The sequence below is a fragment of the Pantoea sp. X-Soil-TKNS-1207 genome (genome assembly GCF_059730485.1).
In genome coordinates this window covers 3,452,389-3,476,757 of the sequence record NZ_AP035958.1, presented here as the reverse complement: position 1 = coordinate 3,476,757, position 24,369 = coordinate 3,452,389, and the positions used below count along the sequence as shown (strand labels likewise).

Annotated in this window: 21 protein-coding genes; 17 read left to right on the top strand and 4 right to left on the bottom strand. The window is 58.3% G+C overall.

Translation table 11 applies throughout. The annotated features are described in order from the left end of the window. Window positions 1–4 precede the first annotated feature (4 nt). The 10 genes from recJ (at window position 5) to AC6I8V_RS16145 (ending at window position 9,896) form a co-directional block, all read left to right on the top strand. Window positions 5–1,735 (top strand): single-stranded-DNA-specific exonuclease RecJ, encoded by a 1,731-nt coding sequence (gene recJ, locus AC6I8V_RS16190; RefSeq protein ID WP_497843247.1) that lies wholly within the window; start codon window positions 5–7, stop codon window positions 1,733–1,735. Window positions 1,736–1,932: 197 nt separating this feature from the next. After that, a protein-coding gene (gene prfB, locus AC6I8V_RS16185; protein ID WP_497843246.1) for a peptide chain release factor 2 occupies window positions 1,933–3,031 on the top strand; the annotation gives its coding sequence in 2 pieces (ribosomal slippage) (window positions 1,933–2,007 and window positions 2,009–3,031; 1,098 coding nt in all). A gap of 9 nt (window positions 3,032–3,040) precedes the next feature. Further along, window positions 3,041–4,561: a lysine--tRNA ligase gene (lysS, locus tag AC6I8V_RS16180; protein WP_497843245.1), complete on the top strand. Its 1,521-nt coding sequence runs from the start codon at window positions 3,041–3,043 to the stop codon at window positions 4,559–4,561. Between the two features lie 123 nt (window positions 4,562–4,684). Next, window positions 4,685–5,536 carry a MurR/RpiR family transcriptional regulator gene (locus AC6I8V_RS16175; RefSeq protein WP_497843244.1) on the top strand — a complete coding sequence of 284 codons (852 nt, stop codon included), beginning with the start codon at window positions 4,685–4,687 and terminating at the stop codon, window positions 5,534–5,536. A gap of 252 nt (window positions 5,537–5,788) precedes the next feature. Next, a complete protein-coding gene (locus AC6I8V_RS16170; RefSeq protein ID WP_497843243.1) occupies window positions 5,789–6,625 on the top strand; it encodes a transporter substrate-binding domain-containing protein in 837 nt (278 codons plus the stop codon). Window positions 6,626–6,627: 2 nt separating this feature from the next. Next, window positions 6,628–7,260: a DUF1989 domain-containing protein gene (locus AC6I8V_RS16165; RefSeq protein WP_497843242.1), complete on the top strand. Its 633-nt coding sequence runs from the start codon at window positions 6,628–6,630 to the stop codon at window positions 7,258–7,260. Then, window positions 7,244–7,882: an urea carboxylase-associated family protein gene (locus AC6I8V_RS16160; RefSeq protein WP_497843241.1), complete on the top strand. Its 639-nt coding sequence runs from the start codon at window positions 7,244–7,246 to the stop codon at window positions 7,880–7,882. Before AC6I8V_RS16165 ends, AC6I8V_RS16160 begins: the two co-directional genes overlap by 17 nt. A 13-nt stretch (window positions 7,883–7,895) precedes the next feature. Next, window positions 7,896–8,546, top strand: coding sequence for an amino acid ABC transporter permease (locus AC6I8V_RS16155; protein WP_497843240.1), 651 nt, complete (start codon window positions 7,896–7,898; stop codon window positions 8,544–8,546). Then, window positions 8,546–9,211, top strand: a complete 666-nt coding sequence (locus AC6I8V_RS16150) for an amino acid ABC transporter permease (protein ID WP_497843239.1) — start codon at window positions 8,546–8,548, stop codon at window positions 9,209–9,211. Before AC6I8V_RS16155 ends, AC6I8V_RS16150 begins: the two co-directional genes overlap by 1 nt. Window positions 9,212–9,224: 13 nt before the next feature. Then, window positions 9,225–9,896 carry a DUF1989 domain-containing protein gene (locus AC6I8V_RS16145; RefSeq protein ID WP_497843238.1) on the top strand — a complete coding sequence of 224 codons (672 nt, stop codon included), beginning with the start codon at window positions 9,225–9,227 and terminating at the stop codon, window positions 9,894–9,896. Between the two features lie 139 nt (window positions 9,897–10,035). Here AC6I8V_RS16145 and AC6I8V_RS16140 read toward each other — a convergent pair whose 3' ends face one another. Next, on the bottom strand, window positions 10,036–10,662 hold the full coding sequence (locus tag AC6I8V_RS16140) for a serine protease (RefSeq protein WP_497843237.1): 627 nt from the start codon (window positions 10,660–10,662) through the stop codon (window positions 10,036–10,038). A gap of 376 nt (window positions 10,663–11,038) precedes the next feature. On the opposite strand from AC6I8V_RS16140, the gene AC6I8V_RS16135 reads away from it, so the two are divergent. Further along, a complete protein-coding gene (locus AC6I8V_RS16135; protein WP_497843236.1) occupies window positions 11,039–12,202 on the top strand; it encodes an MFS transporter in 1,164 nt (387 codons plus the stop codon). Here the strand turns inward: AC6I8V_RS16135 and AC6I8V_RS16130 are convergent. Next, complete coding sequence (locus AC6I8V_RS16130; RefSeq protein ID WP_497843235.1) at window positions 12,199–13,119, bottom strand: LysR family transcriptional regulator; 921 nt, start codon at window positions 13,117–13,119, stop codon at window positions 12,199–12,201. The genes AC6I8V_RS16135 and AC6I8V_RS16130 overlap by 4 nt on opposite strands. A 110-nt stretch (window positions 13,120–13,229) precedes the next feature. On the opposite strand from AC6I8V_RS16130, the gene lysA reads away from it, so the two are divergent. Together lysA and AC6I8V_RS16120 are read left to right on the top strand one after the other, a co-directional pair. Next, window positions 13,230–14,483: a diaminopimelate decarboxylase gene (lysA, locus tag AC6I8V_RS16125; RefSeq protein WP_497843234.1), complete on the top strand. Its 1,254-nt coding sequence runs from the start codon at window positions 13,230–13,232 to the stop codon at window positions 14,481–14,483. Between the two features lie 75 nt (window positions 14,484–14,558). Further along, window positions 14,559–15,011 carry a GNAT family N-acetyltransferase gene (locus AC6I8V_RS16120; protein ID WP_497843233.1) on the top strand — a complete coding sequence of 151 codons (453 nt, stop codon included), beginning with the start codon at window positions 14,559–14,561 and terminating at the stop codon, window positions 15,009–15,011. 109 nt (window positions 15,012–15,120) lie between these two features. Here the strand turns inward: AC6I8V_RS16120 and AC6I8V_RS16115 are convergent, their stop codons facing one another. Together AC6I8V_RS16115 and galR are read right to left on the bottom strand one after the other, a co-directional pair. After that, entirely contained in the window at window positions 15,121–16,647 is a 1,527-nt protein-coding gene (locus AC6I8V_RS16115) for a methyl-accepting chemotaxis protein (protein WP_497843232.1), read from the bottom strand. Window positions 16,648–16,815: 168 nt separating this feature from the next. Continuing rightward, window positions 16,816–17,817, bottom strand: coding sequence for an HTH-type transcriptional regulator GalR (galR, locus tag AC6I8V_RS16110; RefSeq protein ID WP_497843231.1), 1,002 nt, complete (start codon window positions 17,815–17,817; stop codon window positions 16,816–16,818). Between the two features lie 194 nt (window positions 17,818–18,011). Here galR and AC6I8V_RS16105 point away from each other — a divergent pair, with 194 nt between their 5' ends. From AC6I8V_RS16105 to AC6I8V_RS16090, 4 genes are all read left to right on the top strand, one after another. Beyond that, entirely contained in the window at window positions 18,012–20,285 is a 2,274-nt protein-coding gene (locus AC6I8V_RS16105) for a molybdopterin guanine dinucleotide-containing S/N-oxide reductase (protein ID WP_497843230.1), read from the top strand. Between the two features lie 276 nt (window positions 20,286–20,561). Then, window positions 20,562–22,295, top strand: a complete 1,734-nt coding sequence (locus AC6I8V_RS16100; RefSeq protein ID WP_497843229.1) for a penicillin-binding transpeptidase domain-containing protein — start codon at window positions 20,562–20,564, stop codon at window positions 22,293–22,295. Window positions 22,296–22,743: 448 nt separating this feature from the next. Next, entirely contained in the window at window positions 22,744–22,932 is a 189-nt protein-coding gene (locus AC6I8V_RS16095) for a toxin-antitoxin system HicB family antitoxin (protein WP_497843228.1), read from the top strand. A 297-nt stretch (window positions 22,933–23,229) separates the two neighbouring features. Further along, complete coding sequence (locus AC6I8V_RS16090; protein ID WP_497843227.1) at window positions 23,230–24,366, top strand: efflux RND transporter periplasmic adaptor subunit; 1,137 nt, start codon at window positions 23,230–23,232, stop codon at window positions 24,364–24,366. The last annotated feature ends 3 nt before the right edge of the window (window positions 24,367–24,369 follow it).

Genomic DNA, 24,369 nt, shown 5'->3' with positions numbered 1-24,369 from the left:
CACAGTGATCCATTCTGTTGAACTGCGTCGGCGTGAAGTTCATGCCGACGATACCTTGCCTGCTGAACTGCCGCCGCTGCTGCGTCGGCTCTATCTGCAACGTGGCGTTAGTGATGCTGCGGAACTCGAACGAGGTGCTAAGCACCTGCTCCCCTGGCAAACGCTGGGCGGTATTGAGGCCGCCGTCACCCTGCTGCACCAGATGCTGCGCGAAGGTCGTCGCATCGTGGTGGTTGGCGATTTTGATGCCGATGGCGCCACCAGTACCGCGCTGACGGTGCTGGCGCTGCGCAGCCTCGGCGGCAATATCGATTACCTGGTGCCAAACCGTTTCGAAGATGGCTACGGTCTCAGCCCGGAAGTGGTGGAGCAGGCGCGCGCGCGCGGTGCCGAGATGATCCTCACCGTCGATAACGGCATCTCGTCGCACGCGGGGGTTGATACCGCGCATCAGCACGGCATTCCGGTGCTGGTCACCGATCACCATCTGCCTGGCGAAACGCTGCCCGCCGCTGAAGCCATTGTTAACCCGAATCTGAGCGACAGCGACTTCCCATCGCGCGCGCTGGCCGGGGTGGGCGTTGCCTTTTACCTGATGCTGGCGCTGCGCGCGCATCTGCGCACGCAAAACTGGTTCAGCGAGGGGCGCAGCGAACCCAATCTGGCGGAGTTACTCGATCTGGTGGCGCTGGGCACCGTCGCGGACGTGGTGCCGCTCGATGCCAATAACCGCATTCTGGTGTGGCAGGGGCTGAGCCGTATCCGTGCCGGGAAATGCCGTGCGGGTATTCGCGCCTTGCTGGAGATCGCCAATCGCGATGCGCGTCAGCTGGTGGCGAGCGACCTTGGTTTTGCGATCGGCCCGCGTCTTAACGCCGCCGGACGCCTTGATGATATGTCGGTCGGGGTCGCGCTGCTGCTCACCGAAGAGATCAGCGAGGCGCGTATGCTGGCGAACGAGCTGGATGCGCTGAATCAGACGCGCAAAGAGATCGAGCAGGGCATGAAAAGCGAAGCGCTGGCGTTGTGCGAGGCGCTGGAGCGTCAGAACACCGACCTGCCGCTCGGGCTGGCGTTTTATCATCCCGAATGGCACCAGGGCGTGGTCGGCATTCTGGCCTCGCGCCTGAAAGAACGTTTTCACCGTCCGGTGATCGCCTTTGCACCGGCGGGTGACGGCACGCTGAAAGGGTCTGGTCGCTCGATTGCGGGTTTGCATCTGCGCGATGCGCTGGAACGACTCGACACCCTGTTTCCCGGCCTGATGATCAAATTCGGCGGTCACGCCATGGCCGCCGGACTGTCGCTGGAAGAGGCGCGTTACGACGAGTTTCGTCAGCGCTTTGCCACGCTGATTGACGAATGGCTGGATGGCGAAGCGTTGCAGGGCGTGATCTGGTCAGATGGCGAGTTGCGCGCGCAGGAGTTCTCGCTGCAAACCGCCGAACTGCTGCGTGAAGCCGGCCCCTGGGGCCAGGCGTTTCCTGAGCCGGTGTTTGACGGGCGCTTTAAACTGCTGCAACAACGCCTGGTGGGCGAACGTCATCTGAAGGTGATGGTCGAGCCGGTGGGCGGTGGCCCGCTGCTGGATGGGATCGCTTTTAACGTCGATACTACATTGTGGCCAGACAGCAGCGTGCGTCAGGTTCAACTGGCCTACAAGCTGGACATCAACGAGTATCGCGGCAACCGTTCGGTACAGCTGATTATCGACCATCTGTGGCCGCAGGCTTAAATCATGCGGGTTGCAGGAAGGCGGCAAGTGAAGGCATCCCCGGCCGCTTACCCAGGTAAGTGACCGGGGAGAACGCGCGTAACCAACGCACCAGCAGCCCGAAGTATGACGGGGATACAAACCAGACGCGCTTTCGGTTAGACTAGCGCGTTAGATTTTCCTCCTCTCACCGAATCGTCAAAAAAGACTGAAAAGCCATGTTTGAAATCAATCCGGTCAAAAATCGTATTCAGGACCTCAGCGAGCGCAGCGACGTTCTTAGGGGGTATCTTTGACTACGATGCCAAGAAAGAACGCCTCGAAGAAGTAAACGCCGAGCTGGAACAACCTGACGTCTGGAACGAACCTGAGCGTGCGCAAGCGCTGGGTAAAGAGCGTTCGTCGTTAGAAGCCATCGTCGATACCCTGAACCAGATGCATCAGGGCCTGGAAGATGTACAGGGTCTGCTGGAGTTGGCGGTTGAAGCCGACGACGAAGAGACCTTCAATGAAGCCATTGCCGAACTCGACGTGCTGGAAACCAAGCTGGGCGAGCTGGAATTCCGCCGTATGTTCTCCGGCGAATATGACAGCGCCGATTGCTATATCGACCTGCAAGCCGGTTCCGGCGGCACCGAAGCCCAGGACTGGGCCAGTATGCTGATGCGCATGTACCTGCGCTGGGCAGAAGCCAAAGGCTTCAAAACTGAAATTATCGAAGAGTCAGAAGGTGAAGTGGCCGGTCTGAAATCCGCCACCATTCGCGTCTCTGGCGACTATGCTTTCGGCTGGTTGCGTACCGAAACCGGCGTCCATCGCCTGGTGCGTAAAAGCCCGTTTGACTCCGGCGGCCGCCGTCATACTTCCTTCAGTTCAGCCTTTATCTACCCGGAAGTGGATGACGATATTGATATCGAAATCAACCCGGCGGATCTGCGTATTGACGTTTACCGTGCTTCGGGCGCGGGTGGCCAGCACGTTAACCGTACGGAATCGGCGGTGCGTATCACCCATATTCCAACCGGTACGGTGACCCAGTGTCAGAACGACCGTTCGCAGCATAAGAACAAAGATCAGGCCATGAAGCAGATGAAAGCGAAGCTGTATGAGCTTGAGATGCAGAAGAAAAATGCTGAGAAGCAGGCGGCGGAAGATAACAAATCTGACATCGGCTGGGGCAGCCAGATCCGTTCTTACGTTCTGGACGATTCGCGCATCAAAGATCTGCGTACCGGGGTAGAGACCCGCAACACCCAGGCGGTGTTGGATGGCGATCTTGATCGTTTTATTGAAGCAAGTTTAAAAGCAGGGCTATAAGGAACCGACATGTCTGAACAACAACCGCAGAGCGCTGACGCCGCACTTGAGTTAAATAACGAACTGAAAACGCGTCGCGAAAAACTCAGCGCGCTGCGTGAAACTGGCGTGGCGTTTCCTAACGATTTCCGCCGTGACACCACCTCCGATAAGCTGCACGCCAGCTATGACGAGAAAAGCAACGAAGAGCTGGAAGACCTCGGCGTTGAGGTGAGCGTGGCCGGTCGTATGATGACCCGCCGTATCATGGGCAAAGCCTCGTTCGTCACCTTGCAGGACGTTGGCGGCCGCATTCAGCTGTATGTGGCGCGTGATGACCTGGCAGAAGGCATCTACAACGAACAGTTCAAGAAGTGGGACCTTGGCGATATCCTCGGCGCACGCGGTAAGCTGTTCAAAACCAAAACCGGCGAGCTGTCGATCCACTGTACCGAGCTGCGTCTGCTGACCAAAGCTCTGCGCCCGCTGCCGGACAAATTCCACGGCCTGGCCGATCAGGAAACCCGTTATCGTCAGCGTTATCTGGATCTGATCGCCAACGACGAATCCCGTCACACCTTCCTGGTGCGTTCCAAAATCATGGCCGGCATTCGCCAGTTCATGGTCGGTCGCGACTTTATGGAAGTGGAAACCCCGATGATGCAGGTGATCCCAGGCGGTGCGTCAGCGCGTCCGTTTATCACCCATCACAATGCGCTGGACATCGATATGTACCTGCGTATTGCGCCGGAGCTGTATCTGAAGCGTCTGGTGGTGGGCGGTTTTGATCGCGTATTCGAGATCAACCGTAACTTCCGTAACGAAGGAATTTCGCCGCGTCATAACCCAGAGTTCACCATGATGGAACTCTATATGGCGTATGCGGATTACAAAGATCTGATCGAGCTGACCGAAAGCCTGTTCCGTACCCTGGCGCAGGATGTGCTCGGCACCACCGAAGTGCCGTACGGTGACAACACCTTCGACTTCGGCAAGCCGTTCGAAAAACTCACCATGCGTGAAGCGATCAAGAAATACCGCCCGGAAACCGATCTGGCGGATCTGGATGACTTCGACAAAGCGGTCGCGATCGCCAAATCTCTGCACATCAAAGTGGAGAAGAGCTGGGGTCTGGGCCGTGTGGTCACGGAGATCTTCGAAGAGACCGCCGAAGCGCATCTGATTCAGCCGACCTTCATCACCGAATACCCGGCTGAAGTGTCGCCGCTGGCGCGTCGTAATGACGAGAACCCGGAAATCACCGATCGCTTTGAATTCTTCATCGGCGGTCGTGAAATCGGCAACGGCTTCTCCGAGCTGAACGATGCAGAAGATCAGGCGGAGCGTTTCCTGCAACAGGTGAATGCCAAAGATGCGGGCGATGACGAAGCGATGTTCTACGACGAAGATTACGTTACCGCGCTGGAACACGGCCTGCCGCCAACTGCGGGTCTGGGCATCGGTATCGACCGTATGGTGATGCTGTTTACCAACAGCCATACCATCCGCGATGTGATTCTGTTCCCGGCGCTGCGTCCGTCAGGTAAATAATCGCGCCATTACGGCAGCAAAAGGTCGGCATTTATGCCGACCTTTTTTATTTCCCCATAAAAATCCAGATGACAACCCGGCACGCTCTATGCAGGATGGTTTTTTTATTTTCAGGGAATCGCCATGAGTGCAAAAGCGGCATCGCTAGAAGGCCGGATTCGTCAGCACTGGGATCAACTCTCCAGCCACGAGCAGCGGCTGGCTGACGTACTGCTGGCTGCGCCAGGGCAGCTGGCGATGAATACCGCCACCGAACTGGCGCAAAGCGCCGGGGTTTCCAAAGCCACCACCACCCGTTTTTTTCGCCATCTCGGCTATGAAAGCTACGAAGCCGCCCGCCGTCAGGCGCGCGAGATGCAGAGCAGCGGATCGCCACTCTATCTGCAACCTGCGCCCAGCGCTTCACCGCTCGACAGCATCATGCAGCAGCATCTGGAAAAAGAGATCGCCAACCTGGTGAACAGCTACCGGACGCTGGACAGCGCCCAGTTGCAGCAAGCCGTTGCTGCCATCGCCCGCTCGCGACGCGTGGTGGTGATGGGCTGGCGTCACAGCCAGACCATTGCGCAGCTGATCTATCGCGATCTGCTGCATGTGCATCCCGATGTGCGGCTGCTGCCGCGCCCCGGCGACTCGCTGGCGGAACATCTGGCCTCGCTTGGCGAACAGGATGTGGCGATCTGCGTTGGCCTGCGTCGTCGTATGCCGGCGCTGGATGCGGCGATGAACGCGCTGGCGGAGCATCAGGTGCCGATGCTCTATCTTGCCGATGTGCTGTCCGGTAAACCGGCGCGCCACGCGCAGTGGGTGGTGCGTTGCCACACCGACAGCAGCCTGATTTTTGACAGCACCGTCGCGCTCTCGGGCGTCTGCAATCTGCTTTGCTCGCTGGTGGCCCGCCAGATGGGCAAAGCCAGCAATGATTACCTGGCGCAGATCGAAGCGCTGCACCAGTCCCTCGACGAACTCGAATAATGCGCCGTGCTGGCGCATTTTGCGCCAGCCATTTCACCATTTTGGTGCAATGCCCACGCCGCGTACTTCCCGCGTTTCACCGTGAATGAAATCATAGAAATTAAATCTAAAAATAAAGAAACAATCGTTTCTCAATGATTATGCTGAAAAAAGTGGTGAGGTGACCTACTGACTCAAGCCGGGTGTGAAAAAGCTGGCACAAAATATGCTCAGTAGAAAAAGACATTTCACCAACACCAGGGAAACACCATAATGAAAAAAACAGCATGGCTAATTGCCGCACTTTTGTCTGTTGGTACGCTGGCGCAGGCGCAAGCCGACACGCTGGCTGACATCAAAAGCAGCGGCAAAATCACCGTCGGCATCGACCCCACTTTTCCGCCTTATGAATACACCGACGACAGCGGCGCGATCACCGGCTACAGCGTGGCGATCATGCAATCCTTCGCCAAAGATCTCGGAGTGAAACTGGAGTTTCAGAAAACCGCCTTCAGCGGCATTTTGCCGGGCCTGATTTCCGGCTCCTTCAACGCCGAAGGCTCCTCTCTCAACGTCACCGCCGAACGCGCGAAAAAAGTGCTGTTCACCGTGCCGTACAGCAAAACCGTGAACGGCGTGCTGGTGCGTGAAGGTGACGTCAAAACCTTCAAAGGGAAAACCCTTAGCCCGGAGAGCCTGTCGGGTCTGCGCGGTGCAGTGAAAACCGCCAGCGTGCCGGAGCAGCTGCTGAAAGGCTTTAACGAGCAGCTGAAAAAAGACGGGAAAAAACCGATCACCATCATCAGCGTGGATTCACTTGATCAGACTGTCAGCACGCTGATGACCAAACGTGCCGATTTCGTCTACGACGATATCTCGGTGCTGGCGCCGGTGGTGAAAAAGTACCCGAGCAAAGTGGCACAGGTCGGCGAAGTCGGTCCGTCACAGTGGATGGGCTGGGCAACGCGTAAAGAAGACGGCAGCCTGAACAAGGCCCTGAGCGACCATATTCTGGCGATGCAGAAAGATGGCGAGCTGAGCAAACTGCAACAGCAGTACCTCGGCACCACCTTCACCGTACCGGCCAGCGATTTCATTCCTCAGGAGTAACTATGTGTCAGTCAAGCCTGACGGTTGCTGCGGGCCACGGCAAAACCTTCCGTGTGCGCAAAGGGCAATTTATTACCGTTATCGATAGTGAAGGGCAGCAGGCCGCGGATTTCGTCGCGGTCAATGCCGACAACCTGAACGAAAAGCTGTCGCCGGTGCACACCCGCCAGCATCTGCGTTCGTTGTTCTTCAAACCGGGCGATGCGCTCTGGTCGAGTGAAAACCGTCCGCTGCTGCGCATCATCGCCGACAGCATCGGTATCCATGATGCCAACGTACCGGCCTGCGATCGCACCCGTTTCAGCGTAGATTTCGGCGTGGAAGGGCATCGCAACTGCGTTGATAACCTGCTGGAAGGGATGAAAGATTTTGGTGTGACCTATTTCACCCTGCCGGAGCCATTTAACCTGTTCCAGAACGGCCCGGTAACCGCCGATGGCCGCATGGAAGTCACCGATCCGAACAGTAAGGCGGGCGACAGCATCACCTTTGAAGCCCTGTGCGACCTGATTTGCTCGGTGTCGTCCTGCCCGCAGGACATCATTCCTGGTAACGGTTTGCAGGTAACACCCATCGATATTCGCGTCAGCGACCACTATCACGCAGAGGAGATGCCCCATGCTGTTAATGCGTGAAAATTTTGCTGAAACTGCCGATCGCCTGCTGGCCGCGCCGGTCACCGTGGCGGCCGGGAGCGTCGCGTCGATTCGCGTGTTGCGCGGTCAGCTGCTGCGCATCACGGCGCTGGGCGAGGGGGCGGTAGCGTCACTGTTTGGTTTCAGTTTGCAGGACCCGGCGGTATGGCTGTCGGTGCACCATACCCGCGTGTTCAGCAACAGCTATCTGCTGGGATCGGGGATGCGTCTGGTCAACAACCGCCGTCGTCCGATGATGGTGCTGGGCAAAGACAGCGTAAAACGTCATGACCTGCTGCTGCCCGGTTCGACTACCGCGTTTCTCGCGGAGCGGGGCTATGGCGGCCAGGGTTGCATCGAAGCGGTGAGCGACGAACTGGCGCGTCTTGGCATGACGGTGCCCAAGCTGCCAGACCCTATCAACCTGTTTATGCACGTTAAATTGACGCGTGCCGGCGACATCCTGCCGGAAACCAACCTGACCAAAGTCGGCGACAGTATTACCTGCCGCGTGGTGATGGACACGCAGTTCATCGTCTCCGCCTGCAACACCGGCATTGAGGGCAACGATCAGCCCGCGCCGTTGCAGTTGGCGGTGGCGGAAAACCTGACGGATTTTTAACGCGGAGTAAGCGATGGGGCTGGATCAACAGGTAGTGGCCGCGCTGCCGGAACTGGCGCACGGCCTGCTGATGACCCTGGTGCTGACGGTGCTGGCGTCATTGGTGAGCGTAGTGATGGGACAGCTCGGCTGTTTCCTGCAACTGCGCCGGGCCTGGATCTGGCGCGCCATCGGGCGTCTCTACGTTAGCCTGATGCGCGGCACCCCGGCCATTGTTCAGCTGTTTGTGGTGTTTTTTACTCTGCCGCGTCTCGGGCTGGGTGGTCAGCCGATGCTTGCAGCTGTGGTGGCGATTGGTCTGAACAGTGGTGCGTATGTGGCGGAAATCCTGCGCGTTAACCGCAGTCTGGTGACGCGCGGTCAGCTGGAAGCGGCACGTACGCTGGGGTTAAGCCGCGCGCTGACCTGGTGGTATGTCATCAATCCTCAGGTAATGCGCGCCAGCCTGCCGATGCTGGTCAATGAGTTCACCATCCTGCTGAAAACCACGCCGCTGGCCTCGGTGGTGGCGCTGACCGAGCTGACCTACGCCGGACAGATTGTTATCGCCCGCACCTACGACGCGACTCAGGTGCTGCTGCTGGTGGCGGCAGGTTATCTGCTGATTGCGCTGCCGCTGATTAGCGCGGCGCGTCGGCTGGAAGCGAAACGGAGGCTGGCATAATGGATTGGCAGGCAATTATTACCTCGCTGCCGTCGCTGGGGGACGGCATGGTCGCCACGCTGCAACTGTGCGCGGTGGCGGCGCTTTGTTCCCTGCTGTGGGGCGCGCTGATGGCCGCCATGCTGATGCGTGCTCCGCCGTTCTGGCTGCGCATCCTCAATCTTTACAGCGGTTTAACCCTCGCGTTGCCGCTGCTGGTGGTGATTTACCTGCTCTATTTCGTGCTGCCGGAATATGACATCACGCTGTCGTCGCCGGTGGTGGGCGTGCTGGCGCTGACGCTCTATTACGCGCCCTATATCGCGCAGGTGATCCGGGCGGCGATTGCCGCGTTGCCGAAAGGTCAGTGGGAAGCGTGTCGGGTGCTGGGCCTCAGCCGCAGCGAGCAGCTGCGCGATGTGGTGCTGCCGCAGACGCTGCCGCAAATGCTGTCGCCGCTGGTCGGACTGACCATTGGTTTGATTAAAGACTCTGCGCTGCTGTCGATTGTCTCGGTGCAGGAGTTTATGTACGCCGCCAAACAGGCGATTTCTGATACCTACGCGCCGCTGGAGATCTACCTGACGGTAGCGCTCTGCTACTGGCTGCTGAACAGCCTGATCGACTGGCTGGCGCGCTGTCTTGAATCCCGCATGACGCGCTATCGCCGCGGTATGCAGCATTAATCTGGAGAACATTATGTCGGCTGAATTTCAGCATCGTGAAACCCTCACTATCCCGGCACGCTACGGCAAAGCGGTGCGCCTCAACAAGGGCGAAGCGGTGCAGGTGATTAACCTGCACGGTACGCAGGTGGTGGATTGCTGGGCTTATAACGCGGAGGACGTGAGCGAATATATGTGTATGGAGGCGACGCGCGTCTGGAATCAGCGTCTTAATCCAAAAGTGGGGGATAGCTTTATTACCAGCCAGCGCCATCCGATTCTGACGCTGGTGGCGGATACCTCACCAGGGGTGCACGACACCTTTATGGCCGCCTGTGATGCGCGCCGTTATGAGCTGCTGGGTTGCACCGAACCGCACCGCAACTGCCACGACAATCTGCATGAAGGTCTGGCGGAGCTGGGGGTACAGCTGCCGCACGGCAATCTCGCCTCTTTCAATATCTTTATGAATATTCAGGTACAGCCGGACGGCATCACGCTGAAGACACTGCCGGTGGTGACCAGGCCGGGTGACTATATTGTGCTGCGCGCCGAGATGGATTGCTTCGTGGCGTTCTCCGCCTGTCCGCAGGATATCGTCAGCATTCAGGGGCAGGGTGATAACACGCCACGCGATGCCGAGCTGCGTATCCTGACCGGCGGCTTCCCGCAGGTCAGTTTGCAGGGGCCTTGGGTGCCGGCCTGATTGGATCCGCGATTATCCAGGTGCGCATAAATGCGCACCCTACGTGGTGTTATCGCCCAGGTGCGTATAAATACGCACCCTACATCGTGTTATGGGTAGGGTCGCCATTGATGGCGACCGTCAATATGGCCGCACTGCGCTACGATTTCATCACCCCATCCAGCCACATCTGAAAACGTGAATACGGCACATACAGCGCCACATCCTTATACAACGTCTTGCCGCTCTTGTTATCGTTGATACGGCTGCTGTAACCAATAATCACCCCGGCCAGCGTATCGTCGCTGGCGTTGTACACCGCGCCGCCGGACATCCCCTTCACCACGCCCGCATTGGCGGCGACCACCACACAATCGGCTTTGTTCCAGTCATTCGCCAGCGTGGTGTTAATCAGGTTTTTGCCGCTTGATGTCACCGGCATGGCGGAAATAAAGCTGTAACCGTAGAGATTAACGTTGTCGCCAATATGGCTGTTGCGGAAATGAGGAGGCAGGTCGGCCTCGGTGTTTTTATGGTACACCACCGCGAGGTCGCACTCAGGGTGCCAGGCCTTCACCCGATACAACGAATATTTCGCCACATGCGCCGCCGTCAGGCTGTACTCAGGCGTGAGAGGAATGGTGGTACCCAGCGCACCGACACCCAACACCGTGGGTATGCCGGTGATGGTCATATCGACCCGTTTTTCGGCTTCTTTACTGTACTCGTAATGTCCGACCGAACAGCCGCTCAGGCAGCAGACAGTCAGGGCCATGAGCCATCGCATACGCTTTCCCCATCTGAAGAATGACAACACATCACCAGGCAATCCATTTGGGGTATCGGCAATGCAGAAATTTCCTTTACTGATTGATGCACCACGAAAGCGCGATGACGATCACATATGCCTACAAGCGTAGCGCGAAAAAACGGGGGTGTTTAAAGAATGGGACGAGACCTTAGTGGAAAGTACCATTAGAAAATGTGAACGATTATTGCGGTGGCAGCAAAATATCCTTGCGGCAGGCGGGGTGTATCGGGGAGAGTGGCTATGCTTAAATACGTAGTGTGACGCAGATCAAAAATTAATAAGCGTCCGCTGTAACCGTTCTGCGTTCGTGGAGTGGTCCCCTGCAAAATTATCGTTATTGGGAGAGTGTGTTATGCCTGTTGCATTGCTGGCGCTGGCGCTGAGTGCGTTCGCCATCGGCACCACGGAATTTGTCATCATGGGATTGCTGCCGGAAGTGGCGGGTGATTTACAGGTGTCGATTCCTTCTGCGGGATGGCTGATCAGCGGTTATGCGCTGGGCGTCGCCATCGGTGCGCCGATTATGGCGCTGCTGACCGCCAGACTGCCGCGTAAGCGCACCCTGGTTCTGCTGATGAGCATCTTTATCATCGGCAACGTCTTGTGTGCGCTCGCCTACAGCTACGATCTGCTGATGCTGGCGCGTATCGTCACCGCGCTGTGCCACGGTGCCTTCTTCGGTATCGGTTCGGTGGTGGCTGCCAGCCTGGTGGCGCCGAGCCGTCAGGCATCGGCGGTCGCCCTGATGTTCACCGGTCTGACGCTGGCTAACGTGCTGGGCGTGCCGCTGGGCACCTGGTTCGGTCAGATGTTTGGCTGGCGCGCCACCTTCTGGGGCGTGGCGATTATCGGCATCCTGGCCTTTATCGCCCTGATTATCAGCCTGCCGACCAACAAAGAAGAGAAGCCGGTACATCTGGCGAGCGAAGTGAGCGCGCTGGCCAACGGCAAGCTGTGGCTGTCGCTGCTGATGACGGTGTTCTTCGCTGCCGCCATGTTCGCCCTGTTCAGCTACATCGCACCGCTGCTGTTGCAGATCACCGGCATCAGCGATCGCGGCGTCAGCTGGACGCTGTTCCTGATTGGCGCGGGCCTGACGGTGGGGAATATTCTGGGCGGCAAGCTGGCGGACTGGAAAGTCTCCTTCAGCCTGATCCTCAGCTTCTCGCTGATTGCGGTGCTCTCGTTGTTATTCAGCTGGACCAGCCATGCGCTGTGGCTGGCGGAAGTGACGCTATTCCTGTGGGCGATGGCGACCTTTGCCACCGTGCCGGGGCTGCAAATTAACGTGGTACGCCACGGTAAAGACGCGCCGAATCTGGTGTCCACCCTGAATATTTCCGCGTTTAACGTCGGCAATGCGCTCGGGGCCTGGGTTGGCGGCGCGGTGATCGACAAAGGCTATGGCCTGACGTCGGTGCCGGTTGCGGCGGCCGCGCTGGCGGTCATCGGTCTGATTGTCTGCCTGATCACCTTCCGTAAATCGGGCGGGCAGGGCGAAGCGGTACGCGCTTAAGCCAGCCGCTCGGCAATGCGCTGGGGGAACGCGGCGACCTGTTGTTGCAGATGGTCGCAGAAGTGATCCACCAGCGCAGAGGCCGGTCGATGTTGCGGCCGCACCAGACTGACGGTAAACGGCACCGCAATACTGAATCGGCGCATCACCACACCGCTGTCGGCGTAATCCAGCGCCGTCAGCGGGTTCACGATCGATACCCCCACCCCCGCGCGCACCATGGCGCACACTGACGCCGCGCTGTGCGTCTCCAGCACCAGCCGCCGCTCCACGCCCTGCTCATGAAACAGCGAATCCAGCAGCTGGCGATAGCTATCGCTGCGCGACAGGCTGACATAATTTTCGCCGTGGAAATCCTGTGGCGTCAGCACCGCGCGCTGGCACAGCGGATGCTGCGGCGGCAGCACGCACACTTCATCACAGGTCAGCAGTGCCATGCGCTCCGTGCCCGCCGGTGCGTGCTGGGTTTCCGTCAGGCCGAGATCGTAGCGCTGCGCCGACAGCCACTCCTCCAGCAGCGGCGACTCCTGCGGAATGATGTTGATGCTGACCTGCGGATAGCGCTGCAAAAATGGCTGGCACAGCGGCGGCAGCAGCGACTGGGAAAACACCGGCAGACAGGCGATGGACAGCTCCCCCTGGCGGAACTGGCGCAGCCCTTCGGCGGCATCCATGATGCGATCCAGCCCGTACCACGAGCGTTGCACCTCTTCAAATAAGCGCAGCCCCTGCACCGTGGGTTGCAGACGACCGCGCACCCGTTCGAACAATTGCAGACCGAGCTGCTGCTCCAGCCGCGCCAGTTCACGGCTGACGGTGGGCTGCGAAGTATGCAGCAGCGTCGCCGCCTGCGTCAGGTTGCCGCTGGTCATCACCGCGTGGAAAATTTCGATATGTCGCCAGTTAATTTTTGCCATCGTACCCTCCGATCAATCCATATCATATTTGCATAGCTGCTGCTAAAACAGATATTTTTCTGCATGGAAGGGCTGTGGCTAAATAGCGGTAACGTCACAGGAGAATTGTCATGCCTCGTCCACTGAATAACACCACCACGGCGCTTACTGCGGCCAATCTGCTGCCGCTGGCGCAGCGCTATTCCGGCCCGTTCTGGGCGTATGATGCCAGCGTCATCCAGCAGCGTATCGCGCAGCTGAGTCAGTTCGACGTGGTGCGTTTCGCTCAGAAAGCCTGCTCCAATATTCATATTCTGCGCCTGATGCGTGCGGCGGGGGTGAAGGTTGATTCGGTGTCGCTGGGTGAGATCGAGCGTGCGCTGGCCGCCGGTTATCAGCCGGGCGGCGAAGATATCGTGTTTACCGCCGACGTTCTCGATCAACCGACGCTGGCGCGTATCGCGGAACTGAAGGTGCCGGTCAACGCCGGTTCGGTGGATATGCTGCATCAGCTTGGCGCGGTGTCCGCCGGTCATGCGGTATGGCTGCGCATCAACCCTGGCTTTGGCCACGGTCATAGCCAGAAAACCAACACCGGCGGCGAGAACAGCAAGCACGGTATCTGGCACAGCGATCTGCCGCTGGCGCTGGCGGCGATTCAGCAGCATGGCCTGCGTCTGGTTGGCCTGCATATGCATATCGGTTCCGGCGTTGATTATGGCCACCTGCAACAGGTGTGCGACGCGATGGTCGATCAGGTGGTGGCTTTTGGTCAGGACCTTGCAGCGATTTCAGCCGGTGGCGGATTATCGATCCCGTATCGTTTTGGCGAAGAAGCCATCGATACCGATCACTACTATGGCCTGTGGAACGGCGCGCGTGAACGTATCGCCGCGCATCTGGGCCATGCGGTGAAACTGGAGATCGAACCGGGTCGTTTCCTGGTGGCGGAGTCCGGCGTGCTGGTTTCGCAGGTGCGTGCGGTGAAAGCGATGGGCAGCCGTCACTTTGTGCTGGTGGATGCCGGTTTCAGCGACCTGATGCGTCCGGCCATGTACGGCAGCTACCACCATATTTCGCTGCTGCCCGCCGATGGCCGCGCCGTGGATGAAAGCCAGACGGTGGAGAGCGTGGTGGCCGGTCCGCTATGCGAATCCGGTGACGTCTTCACCCAGCTTGAAGGTGGCAAAGTGGAAACCCGCGCGCTGCCTGCGGCGCAGATCGGCGATTATCTGGTGTTCCACGATACCGGTGCCTATGGCGCGTCGATGTCGTCGAACTACAACAGCCGTCCGCTGATCCCGGAAGTGCTGTTTGAGAATGGCAAAGCCCGTGAAATCCGTCGCGCTCAGACCATCCAGGAGCTGCTGGCGCTGGAGTTGTAACCTGTAGGGTGCGCATTGATGCGCACCTGCATTATCGGTCTGAATCGTCGCTGATTTTTCGGGGAAATTGAGGTCATGGAGATCCTGCCGCTGCACGAGGTGCCGCAGTTTGCCGCACAGCTGACCGACTGGCTGTGGCGGGCATTTGATGGCGATAACCCGCGCGACTTTACCGCCAGCATTATCGCCAGTAGCCTGAATGGCGCGGATTTCCCCATCACTTTTGTCGCCGTTGAACAGGGTAGGGCGCTGGGTACGGCCGGTTTCTGGCGTTGTGATTTGATCAGCCGCCAGGATTTGTATCCGTGGCTGGCGGCGCTGTATGTCGATGAAAACGCCCGTGGACGCGGCATCAGCGAGGCGCTGCAACAGCATGTGATCGACTATGCGCGACAGCGGGGCTATGACCGGCTGTGGCTGTGGTCGACCTTTGGTGGCTATTACGAGCGCTTCGGCTGGCAGTACGCCTGCGAAGCGCTGGAGTATCCCACCACCAGGGTGAAGGTTTATTCGCGGTTTCTGCGGTGATTGACCTGGTCGGCATCAATGCCGACCCTGTGTCGGTATCGAACCCTGTGTCGTAGGGTGCGTATTAATACGCACCGTCTCAACAAACGCACCAAACCGGAAAAAACAGTTACGCGCTGCGGTGCAAACGAAATGCGCCGACCATCTGCGACATCTGTTGTGCCTGTTCCTGCAAGGATTGCGATGCCGCAGAAGCCTGCTCCACCAGCGACGCGTTCTGCTGCGTCACATCATCCATCTGATCGATGGCGCGATGCACCTGACTGATCCCCTGGCTTTGCTCCGCCGCCGCAGTGGAGATTTCACTCACCAGGCTGCTGACCTGCACAATCGCGTCATTCACCGACTGCATACTTTCACCCACCTTCGCCGCCTGCTGGGCGCCGGATTCAATCAGGCTGGCCGAGGCGTCGATCAGGGTTTTAATTTCACGCGCGGCCGTCGTTGAACGATGGGAAAGGTTGCGCACTTCGCCAGCCACCACCGCAAACCCTTTACCGTGCTCCCCGGCGCGCGCCGCTTCCACCGCCGCGTTTAACGCCAGGATATTGGTCTGGAAGGCAATTCCCTCAATCAGCCCGGTAATATCTTTAACCTTCAGGGCGCTCAGATGGATATCGTTCATGGTGCCCATCATGGTGTTCAGCGATGCGGTGCTCTGCTGCGAAAGCGCGCTGGCATTGTTCGCCAGGCGGGTGGCATCACGGGTGTGATCGGCGGTCTGGCGCACGGTTTCGCTCAGCTCGGTCATGCTCGCGGCGGTCTGCTCCAGCGAGGCGGCCTGCTGCTCGGTGCGCGAGGAGAGATCCTCATTACCCGCCGCAATCTGCGTCGAGGCGCTGCTTACCGATCCTGCTGCGGTGTGCACCGCCGTCAGCGCCTGAGAAATATGACGCATCAGTTTGTTAAAGGAACCGGCCATGCGGCTGACTTCATCGCGACGGCTCTCATCCGCCGCCACGGTGAGATCCAGATTCTCCGTCGCCTGCGCCATGATGGTGGCGATATTATTCAGGCTGCGGCGGATTTGCCTGATGGTGAGCAAAGCAAACACCCCAATCAGCAGCACCGCCACGGTAATGCCCGCCACGGTCGCCCAGCGAACAAAATAAAAGATGGTGCGGTTGGTATCCCGTAGCTGATCGCCAATCGCCATGTTCAGCGCCATCTGCTGGCGATAATCCGCAATCAGCGTCTGAATGGCCCCGCCAATACCCTCGGCGCTCTCCAGCGTGGAGGGCGTATGGGCTTTGGCCGCAGCGAGAAACGCGGGCAGCCCATCGCTAATCACCTGAATCTGCTGATGAGCCTGCTGCGCCATGTTGCCGTCCCGATCGCTGGCAATATGGTCCTGCTGGTATGCGTTTTGTCGATCCTGAATGTCCGCGATCTGCTGCGAAATGCGCGCTGCGACAGCGGGTAACGCATTGTTTTGATATTGGTATAGGGAGAGGTAAAGCTGCTGGCTGCGGTCAGTGAGATCGCTGAGAAGTTTTATCGATGGAATGGCACGGCTTTGCACGTTCTCGAAGCGATCCTGGAAGCCGGTGATAAAGGCGATAGCCAGTGTCCCCTGAGCGACGATAACTGCGGTGATAAAACCCAGGGCCAAAAGCAGACGTCTGGAAATGCTCATTGTTCCTCCTTAGTGTTCTGTCAATCCTTGCTGGCGGGGCCAGAAAAGTACCCGCTAGTTATCGGCAGATCAGTTAATGAGGTTTAACATTATTTTTAACAGGGGCATTTCATTTCGTTGATGAACACCCAGGGCGATTAGCATCGCCCACGATGATCGCGATAAGTTTTAACCTGGTCCGCTGACCGAATGACGACGCACCAGCGTGGGGCTAAACATATTGGTGACTTCCGGCATCGGCGTGCCATTGGCAAGGGATAACGCCAGCTGAGCGGCCTGTTGCGCCATGGTGACAATCGGGTAGCGCACCGTGGTCAGACGCGGACGGACGTAGCGCGAGACCAGCACATCATCGAAACCGATCAGCGACATCTCTTCCGGCACGCGAATGCCGTTGTCGCTCAGCACCGCCAGCGCGCCTGCCGCCATCGAATCGTTATAACAGGCTACGGCGGTAAACTGCCTGCCGCGCCCGAGCAGCTCGGTCATCGCCTGTTCACCGCCCACTTCATCCGGTTCGCCCCAGGCGACCAGCCGGTCATTGCTGGGCAGGCCGTGCTCCTTCAGCGCATCGTAATAGCCTTGCAGGCGATCTTCGGCGTCGGAAATGGTGTGGGTGGAACAGATAAAAGCGATTTGCGTGTGGCCCTGCTGGATCAGATGGCGCGTCGCCAGCCAGGCGCCGTAGCGGTCATCCAGCGCGATACAGCGTGATTCGAACCCTTTCAGCAGCCGGTTAAGCAGCACCATGCCGGGTACCTGCTTCATCAGCACTTCCAGATCGTCGTCCGGTATTTTCTTGGCGTGTACCACCAGCGCCGCGCAGCGATGGCGCATCAATTGCTCGATGGCCTGCCGCTCTTTTTGCTCATTGTGGTAACCGTTACCAATCAGCAAAAAGTTGCCGGTCTGGCCTGCCACTTCATCCACCGCTTTGACCATCGCGCCAAAAAACGGGTCGGAGACATCGCCAACCACCAGGCCGAGGGTTTCGGTGGATTGCTGTGCCAGCGCGCGTGCGTTGGCGTTGGGGTGATACTGCAACTGCTCCATTGCCTGGGTGACGGCGAGACGTGAGCTCTCGCTGGCTTTAGGTGAATTATTAATTACACGGGATACGGTCGCGACCGATACCCCAGCCATTCTGGCAACATCCTTAATGGTAGCCATGCGTTAGCCTGCTTCCGGGAAAACGTTTACACATCCCCCCAGTGTTACGGAAATCACCCCCCGTCGCAACCCGGCAGAATGCCAGCGCCGTCGCAAAAGTGCGGAAAATCAGGCGGTCGCAGCCAGGCTTTAGCCCGCAATCCCCCTCATGGTATGCTGCCAGATAAAACTTCACCTGCCTGCCGGACCAAATCATGAAAACACGCGTGCCGCACCTGGCGCACTGGGGCGCTTTTACCGCCGTGACGGAAAATGACCGTCTGATTGGCTGCGAACCCTTCTTCGCCGATACCGATCCCTCGCCGATGCTGAATACCATTCCCGAACTGGTGTATTCGGATAAGCGTATTCGCCAGCCGATGGTGCGCCGCTCATGGCTGAAATCGCGTGAGAACAGCGATCGTACGCTGCGTGGCCGCGAAGATTTTGTCGCGGTGGACTGGGATACCGCGCTGGATCTGGTGGCGGAAGAGAATCGTCGTGTTCGCGATCGTTACGGTGCGTCGGGGATCTTTAACGGCTCGTATGGCTGGTCCTCGGCCGGGCGCGTTAACCATGCGCGTACCCTGATCCGCCGTTTCTACTTCACCGGCGGCGGCGGGGTGGATCAGCAGGGCAACTACAGCTGGGGCGCGGCGCAATTCTTTTTACCTTATGTGATCGGCACCTATATGCCGCTGACCGGCCGCGTCACCGACTGGCCGGATGTGGTTGAACACGCCGAGATCTTTATCGCCTTTGGCGGCCTGGCGCTGAAAAATTCCCAGGTGGCCTCCGGCGGTGCCGGGCAGCACAGCCTGAAACCGGCGCTGGAGCAATTAGCCGCCAAAGGCACGCCAGTCATCAACATCAGCCCGATGCGCGATGACTGCCCGGCGTTCGTCAATGCCGAGTGGATCCCGATCCGTCCCAACACCGACGTGGCGCTGATGCTGGCGCTTGGCTATGAAATTACCCGTCGTCAGGCGGTGGATGAGGCGTTTCTCGCCAGCCACTGCACCGGCTGGCCGCAGCTGCGTGCTTATCTGCTGGGGGAAAGCGACGGTATAGCCAAAACGCCGGCGTGGGCCAGCCATATCACCGGCATTCCCGCCGCGCGCATTGCGCTGCTGGCGCAGCAGCTGAGCGGCAAACGCAGCTTTATCACCTGTTCTTACTCGGTGCAGCGCGCCCATCGCGGCGAGCAGCCGTACTGGATGATGATTGCGCTGTCGTCGATGTTGGGCCAGCCTGGCCTGCCGGGCGGCGGGTTCTCCTTTGGCCACGGTTCAATGAACAGCGTTGGCAACCCGCGTCAGGAAGGGCCAGCGCCGCTGATGGGTACCGGCCCCAATCCGTCGGGTCTGTCGATTCCGGTGGCGCGTATCAGCGATATGCTGCTTAATCCCGGCCAGCCGTACCGCTTCCAGGGGGAAACGCTGCACTATCCGGATATCCATCTGGTGCACTGGGCGGGCGGCAACCCGTTCCATCACCATCAGCAACTGAACCGGCTGGTGGAAGGCTGGCAGCGGCCGGATACCGTAGTGGTGCAGGATATCGTCTGGACACCGGCGGCGCAGATGGCGGATATCGTATTGCCCGCCACCACCACGCTGGAACGCAACGATATCGGCGGTTCCTCGCGTGACCGCTTCGTGCTGGCGATGCATCAGGCGATCAAACCGCAGCATCAGGCGCGCAATGATTTCGATATCTTTGCCGATCTCGCCGACCGCCTTGGCTACCGTGACGTCTTCACCGAAGGGCGCAACGAGATGCAGTGGATTGAGCATCTTTACCAGCAGTGCGCCGTGGCACATGCGCGCAAAGGGATCTATTTCCCGGAGTTCGGCGAGTTCTGGCAGCGTGGTTTTGTCGAGATCCCGGAAGGGGGCGCGCCTTACGTGTTTATGGATGATTTCCGTGCCAACCCGCTCGCCCATCCGATCCAGACCGCCAGCGGCAAGATCGAGCTGTTTTGCCAGACCATCGCCGATTACCAGCTGGACGATTTCGCCGGTCATCCCGAGTGGCGCGAGCCGCAGGAGTGGCTGGGCGCGCCGCTCAGCAAGCAGTTCCCGCTGCATATGATCTCCATTCAGCCGTCGGATCGCCTGCACAGCCAGCTGGATGCCACTCCCAGGGTTCAGGCCAATAAAACGGCCGGGCGTGAAACCCTCTATATGCATCCACAGGATGCTGCCGCGCGCGCGATTGCCGATGGCGACGAGATAGACGTCAGCAATGCGCGTGGCCGGATGCTGGCCGGGGTGCGTATCACCGAGGGGCTGACGCCGGGCGTGGTGATCATCTCCACCGGTGCGTGGTTTGACCCTGGCTTTGGCCGCGCCTGGCAGCCGTACGACCGCGCCGGGAACCCGAATGTACTGACGCTGGACATCGGCACCTCGTCGTTAACCCAGGGGCCAAACGCCATGAGTTGCCTGGTGGAAATCAAAAAACATGAGGTTTGCACAATCCGGTAAGAATCTCATCGCTGGTTACATTTTGCTGGTAACTGTTGCGTTTGAGAGATGGAATCCCGTCTCGGCGCCTTGCTACAGTCAGGGTCCCAGAGGTATTGATGGGTGAACATCAAAAAGTTTTCTTGATTACACCAACCTGCGCAGATGCGCAGGTTTTTTTTGCCTGCGGCTCACGCTAACGAACTGAAACACAGTTTTCCTGTTATCCCGCCTCGCCTTTCTTTATAACTGCTGCGATATGCCTCGTTTTATTTAATTGATTGCAGCGGTAATGCTATGCCCCGAATAAAAAAACTTCTGGGAAAAGACCAGATCAAAGCCTCATTTAATCCGTTCCGTTTTCGCCTGATCTGTTTAGGCGTGCTCGGTTGTTTGGGACTGCTGCTGGCACGCGTTGGCGATCTGCAACTGATTAACCACCCGATGCTGGAACATGAAGCGGATCAGCGTTCGCTGCGTACCGTCACGCTGCCGACCAACCGCGGCACCCTGCTGGACCGCGATGGCGAAGCGCTGGCGCTTAGCGTGCCGTCACGCGATATCATCGCCGACCCGATGCGCGTGCTGGAAGCCAATCCCGATTTTACCAGCGCCAAATGGGCCTATCTCGCCAATGCGCTGAATATGCGCCCGGACCAGCTGGCGCAGCAGATTGTTGCCAATCCAAAGAAACGCTTCCTCTATCTGGGCCGCAAGATTGAGCTGAGCATTGCCAAAGATATCGCCGCGTTGCGCCTTAAGGGCATCAGCTCGGTGTATGACGACAGCCGTTTTTATCCGATGAGTGAAGCCGCCGCGCCGCTGATCGGCATTGTCGGGGCGGATAACATCGGCCTGAACGGCCTGGAAAAAGGCTTCGATCGTCTGTTGCAGGGGGAAGAGGGCAAAGAGGTTTACCGTCAGGATGGCGATGGCAACATTATCGCGATGATTGATTACGAACCGCCGCAACAGCCCCCCACGGTGCAGCTCAGCATCGACAAATTCGATCAATACACGCTGTATAGTAAATTGCGCGACGGCGTGCTGCTGAACAAAGCCGACTCCGGCGCGGCGGTGCTGGTGAAAATCGACACCGGCGAAATTCTGGCGATGGCTTCGTATCCCTCGTTCAACCCGAACAACTACGATGGCGCGACTCCGGCGCAGATGCGTAACGTGGCGATTAACGACAGCTACGAACCCGGTTCCACGGTAAAACCGCTGGTGGTGCTGGAGGGGCTGGAGCGCCATCTGGTACGTCCTGATTCGGTTATCGATACCTCGCCGTACACGGTTAACGGCCACCTGATTCGCGACGTGGGCCACTGGCCGCGTCTGACCATGACCGGCATTTTGCAGAAATCGAGCGACATCGGCGTGTCCCATATCGCGCTGGCGATGCCTGCCGAAGCGCTGGTCAATACTTATCAGGCGTTTGGCCTTGGTAAACCTACCGGTCTGGGGCTGACCGGCGAAAGCGTCGGTTACTTCCCGCTGCACCGTGACCGCTGGGCGGATATCGAACGCGCCACCTTCGCCTTTGGCTACGGCCTGCGCGTGACGCCGCTGCAAATCGCGCGTGAATACGCCACCCTGGGTTCCTACGGCATCTATCGTCCGCTGTCGATCACCAAGGTGACGCCGCCGGTGCTGGGTAAACAGGTGGCCGATCCTGAGACGGTGAAAACCGTGGTGCATATGCTGGAGAGCGACGTGTTACCCGGCGGCACCGGGTTGAAAGCGGCGGTGCCGGGCTATCGTCTGGCGACCAAAACCGGTACCGCAGAGAAGATGGGCAGCAGCGGTAAGTACGATGGCGGTTACGTCAACTACACCGCAGGCATTGCCCCGGCCAGCCATCCGGAGGTGGCGCTGGTGGTGATGATCAACCATCCCACGGCAGGTGACCACTTTGGTGGTTCGGTGGCGGCCCCCATTTTCGGCAACATTATGGGGCCGGTGCTGAAGCAAATGAATATCGCGCCGGATGCCATCTACAGCAAACCAGCTTCAGATAAATCTCAATAAAATCAGGATGTAAACGAGGTGTCGGACTTTTCACACCTCGTTGCATTTCCCCGAATTCCGTTGCGTTTTCCGGCTGTCGTCAGCACACCATTGATGCGAGGATGAAAGTCCCAGAGGTATTGATTGGTGTGAAGATCAGCTGCGCAAGCAGCGATACCGGGACCGAATTCGGTCAGGTATTCACCCTGTTCAGTTGCACCAACCCACGCGGATGCGTGGGTTTTTTTTCTGCGATACAAAGTCAAATCCCTTGTTAAAGCTTTGCTAACTCGTTCACACCTCTTATCTATCTCTTAACGTTCCCCCGGCAACAAAAAAATATCTCGTCGTGTAACGTATTGCACAACGTACTGCGATGACGCATTCCATCGAGGTTCGCCAGCCCCTTACTGTGTTGGTAGCGCAGGTAAGGGGCGTATTTTTTGCCATCCGTTGAGTCGATAACTCTATGCCAAAACTCAAAGACAGAACGCCGAAAGGCGAGGGCCGCTCGGCGGCATTTCAGCTACGCATTCATCCGGAATTGCATGACCAGCTACGCACACTGACCGATGACGACAACGTGACATTATCCTGCTGGCTAAAGGATCTGGCGCGGCGCGAGTTGCGCCGCCGGGGAATTGAGCCGAAAGGATAAGCCGGTCAGAAACGCGCGATAACTCGCGCCGCTACATTTGGGAGCAAGGTTTAGCAGTGGCGCTAAAGATTGCAGATTCCGTAGCGGCGCGATTTATCGCGTTATAAGAAATATGAATGCCTGAAAACCCGTTAAAAGCTAAAAAACACAGCGATTTATCGCACGAAAGGTTTACCATTTTCGTTTCGAAAATATGTTTTACGCAACCTTAACAGCTGTGACCTTGCCACCTGCCTACAATGACTTTCCTTGAGAGTAATCATTCTCATTACTTTATCCATCTTGTTGAGAAAAACTATGCGCCTGAAACTTCTTTCTGCCAGCGTCGTTTTTTTACTGGCAGCCTGTGATCAGGGCGGAGCTACACCCGCCGCGTCTGCGACGCCGCAAGTCGGCGTTGTTACCCTGAAAACCGAACCCGTTACGCTGGTAACGCAATTGCCTGGCCGTACCACCGCGGTAAGAACCGCTCAGGTTCGCCCGCAGGTGAGCGGTGTCATCCAGAAAATACTTTTCACCGAAGGGGGTGAAGTAAAAGAGGGGCAGCCGTTGTATCAAATCGACCCGGCGTCCTATAAAGCCGCTTACGATAAAGCAATGGCGACCTGGCAAAACGACGCCATGCTGGCGAAGCGTTACCAGCCGCTCGCTGCCGCCCATGCCATCAGTCAGCAAACCTATGATGACGCGGTAGCGGCCGAGCGCGAAGCCAAAGCCGATGTCGAAACCGCCAAAGTGAACCTCGACTATACGCTGGTGAAAGCGCCGATCTCCGGTCATATCAGCCGTTCGATCTACACTGCCGGTGCCCTGGTGACCAGTGGGCAAACCGACTTCCTCGCCACCATTACTCAGCTCGATCCGATCTTTGTTGATGTGAGTCAGTCGTCCACCGACCTGCTGCGTCTGCGTCGCGCTCTGGCTGAGGGCAAAATCGAGAAAGTCGGGGATAACACCGCCGCCGTTGGTTTGACGCTGGAAGATGGCAGCAAATATAACGGGGAGGGCAAGCTGGCGTTCTCTGAAGTGAACGTCGATACCGCCACCGGCACTGTGGTGCTGCGTGCCGTATTCCCGAACTCGCACAGCGAACTGCTGCCGGGTATGTATGTTCATGCCAGCTTCCCGCAGGGCATCCAGCAGCAGGGCATTCTGGTTCCACAGGAATCCATCATGCATGACACCAAAGGCCAGCCTTATGTCTACGTGGTGAAAAGTGACAGCACCATTGAGCAGCGCAGCATCAGCACCGGCGAGATGATCAAAGGGGAGTGGCTGGTCACTGCGGGCCTGAAAGAAGGCGAAAAAGTGGTGGTGAATAACCTGCAAAGCGTGCGTAGCGGCGTCAAAGTGACGACCACCGCTGCGGACACCAATGACACGCCGTCAGCCAATGCCGTCAGCCTCTCCATGACTGATGCCGCGGCACAATAAGGG